This is a genomic window from Pasteurella oralis (genome assembly GCF_042681465.1).
Lineage (GTDB): Bacteria > Pseudomonadota > Gammaproteobacteria > Enterobacterales > Pasteurellaceae > Pasteurella > Pasteurella oralis.
The window spans coordinates 1-3,513 of record NZ_JBHUFP010000012.1; the positions used below are offsets into that span (position 1 = coordinate 1).

The following is a 3,513-nucleotide window of genomic DNA, read 5'->3' on the forward strand; positions in this document are numbered from 1 at the left end:
TTGTCTTAATGTTCTTTAACAATTTGAAACAAGCTGAAAACTGAAGAGACTTTCAAGTTTATTGTTTAATGGTATAAAGCCTAAAGCAGTAAATATAATGAAGTCTGAGTAAAAGAAATCTTGACTGAGAAAAGGCGGTCAAGTGTTTAGTAGTTAATATCGACGTTGAGTGATGAAAGCACTTGAGGTTGTATAGTTAAGTGACTAAGCGTACACGGTGGATGCCTAGGCAATCAGAGGCGAAGAAGGACGTGCTAATCTGCGAAAAGCTTGGATGAGTCGATAAGAGGCGTTAAATCCAAGATATCCGAATGGGGAAACCCGATGGATGAAGAATCCATCATTACAAAGTGAATTTATAGCTTTGTAAGGCGAACCGGGAGAACTGAAACATCTAAGTACCCCGAGGAAAAGAAATCAACCGAGATTCTGTGAGTAGCGGCGAGCGAAAGCGGAGTAGCCAGCAAGTGATAGCATGAGATTTAGGAGAATGAGCTGGGAAGCTCAATCGTAGAGGGTGATAATCCCGTATCTGAAAAATCGATTGTGGTACTAGGCTTGCGATAAGTAGGGCGGGACACGAGAAATCCTGTTTGAAGAAGGGGGGACCATCCTCCAAGGCTAAATACTCCTGATTGACCGATAGTGAACCAGTACTGTGAAGGAAAGGCGAAAAGAACCCCGGTGAGGGGAGTGAAATAGAACCTGAAACCGTGTACGTACAAGCAGTAGGAGCCTGAAAGGGTGACTGCGTACCTTTTGTATAATGGGTCAGCGACTTATATTTTGTAGCGAGGTTAACTGAATAAGGGAGCCGAAGGGAAACCGAGTCTTAACTGGGCGTTTGAGTTGCAAGGTATAGACCCGAAACCCGGTGATCTAGCCATGGGCAGGTTGAAGGTTGGGTAACACTAACTGGAGGACCGAACCGACTAATGTTGAAAAATTAGCGGATGACTTGTGGCTGGGGGTGAAAGGCCAATCAAACCGGGAGATAGCTGGTTCTCCCCGAAATCTATTTAGGTAGAGCCTTGAGCGGACACCTTCGGGGGTAGAGCACTGTTTCGGCTAGGGGTCCATCCCGGATTACCAACCCGATGCAAACTGCGAATACCGAAGAGTGATACTCAGGAGACACACGGCGGGTGCTAACGTTCGTCGTGGAGAGGGAAACAACCCAGACCGCCAGCTAAGGTCCCCAAGTCTATATTAAGTGGGAAACGAAGTGGGAAGGCTTAGACAGCTAGGATGTTGGCTTAGAAGCAGCCATCATTTAAAGAAAGCGTAATAGCTCACTAGTCGAGTCGGCCTGCGCGGAAGATGTAACGGGGCTAAATATAGCACCGAAGCTGCGGCATCAGGCGTATCACTAATACGCCTTAGGATTAACGACATTGCATGAAACGAAGTGAAGTGGGATGTTGGTCAAGCGTTCCAAACGTTGAGGCGGTTGGAAGGTAATCGAAGAGAGGAATATTAGTGATACGCCTGTTGGGTAGGGGAGCGTTGTGTAAGCTGATGAAGGTGGATTGAGAAGTCTGCTGGAGGTATCACAAGTGCGAATGCTGACATAAGTAACGATAAAACGAGTGAAAAACTCGTTCGCCGGAAGACCAAGGGTTCCTGTCCAACGTTAATCGGGGCAGGGTGAGTCGGCCCCTAAGGCGAGGCTGAAAAGCGTAGTCGATGGGAAACGGGTTAATATTCCCGTACTTGGTAAAGCTGCGATGTGGGGACGGAGAAGGTTAGGTAAGCAATCTGTTGGATATGATTGTTTAAGCCGGTAGGTGGAGAGACTAGGCAAATCCGGTTTCTTATTAAACACCGAGAAGTGATGACGAGTTCCTAAGGGAATGAAGTTACCGATACCACGCTTCCAGGAAAAGCCACTAAGCGAAAGGCTTTATTAAACCGTACTGAAAACCGACACAGGTGGTCAGGTAGAGAATACTCAGGCGCTTGAGAGAACTCGGGTGAAGGAACTAGGCAAAATAGCACCGTAACTTCGGGAGAAGGTGCGCTGGAGTAGGTTGTAGAGATAGACTCTCGAAGGCTGAACCAGTCGAAGATACCAGCTGGCTGCAACTGTTTATTAAAAACACAGCACTCTGCAAACACGAAAGTGGACGTATAGGGTGTGATGCCTGCCCGGTGCTGGAAGGTTAATTGATGGTGTAATCGAAAGAGAAGCTCCTGATCGAAGCCCCAGTAAACGGCGGCCGTAACTATAACGGTCCTAAGGTAGCGAAATTCCTTGTCGGGTAAGTTCCGACCTGCACGAATGGCATAATGATGGCCAGGCTGTCTCCACCCGAGACTCAGTGAAATTGAAATCGCCGTGAAGATGCGGTGTACCCGCGGCTAGACGGAAAGACCCCGTGAACCTTTACTATAGCTTGACACTGAACATTGAATTTTGATGTGTAGGATAGGTGGGAGGCTTTGAAGCAGGCACGCCAGTGCTTGTGGAGCCATCCTTGAAATACCACCCTTTAACGTTTGATGTTCTAACGAAGTACCTGGTACAGGTACTCGGACAGTGTCTGGTGGGTAGTTTGACTGGGGCGGTCTCCTCCCAAAGCGTAACGGAGGAGCACGAAGGTTTGCTAATGACGGTCGGACATCGTCAGGTTAGTGCAATGGTATAAGCAAGCTTAACTGCGAGACAGACAAGTCGAGCAGGTGCGAAAGCAGGTCATAGTGATCCGGTGGTTCTGAATGGAAGGGCCATCGCTCAACGGATAAAAGGTACTCCGGGGATAACAGGCTGATACCGCCCAAGAGTTCATATCGACGGCGGTGTTTGGCACCTCGATGTCGGCTCATCACATCCTGGGGCTGAAGTAGGTCCCAAGGGTATGGCTGTTCGCCATTTAAAGTGGTACGCGAGCTGGGTTTAGAACGTCGTGAGACAGTTCGGTCCCTATCTGCCGTGGGCGTTGGATGATTGAAAGGGGCTGCTCCTAGTACGAGAGGACCGGAGTGGACGCATCACTGGTGTGCCAGTTGTCTCGCCAGAGGCACTGCTGGGTAGCTAAATGCGGAAGAGATAAGTGCTGAAAGCATCTAAGCACGAAACTTGCCTTGAGATGAGTCATCCCAGTCTATAAGACTGTAAGGGTTGTTGGAGACTACGACGTAGATAGGTGGGGTGTGTAAGCATAGTGATATGTTGAGCTAACCCATACTAATTGCCCGAGAGGCTTAACTATACAACGCTGAAGTGTTTTTGTTGAGTGAGGCGTTGGGATTATTGACGAAAAGAGACGAAAAGCGAAGTGGACGGAGTTGAAGAGGGTTAATTTAGTGAGCTTGTTGATGATTGGTAGAGATTAAGAGCATAAAGAGAATAAGAGACGGATAATAGAGTAGAGACGTCATCATATAGGATTATCTTGGCGGCGATAGTGCAGTGGACCCACCTAATTCCATGCCGAACTTAGAAGTGAAACGCTGTAACGCCGATGGTAGTGTGGGGTATCCCCATGTGAGAGTAGGACACCGCCAGGTATT

At 48.2% G+C, this 3,513-nt stretch carries 2 rRNA genes; both read left to right on the plus strand.

Features of this window, described 5'->3' with window-relative positions:
• Positions 1-194 precede the first annotated feature (194 nt).
• A 23S ribosomal RNA gene (locus ACFSAV_RS08515) occupies positions 195-3,212 on the plus strand.
• Positions 3,213-3,394: 182 nt separating this feature from the next.
• Positions 3,395-3,510 (plus strand): 5S ribosomal RNA (gene rrf, locus ACFSAV_RS08520).
• Positions 3,511-3,513: the final 3 nt, after the last annotated feature.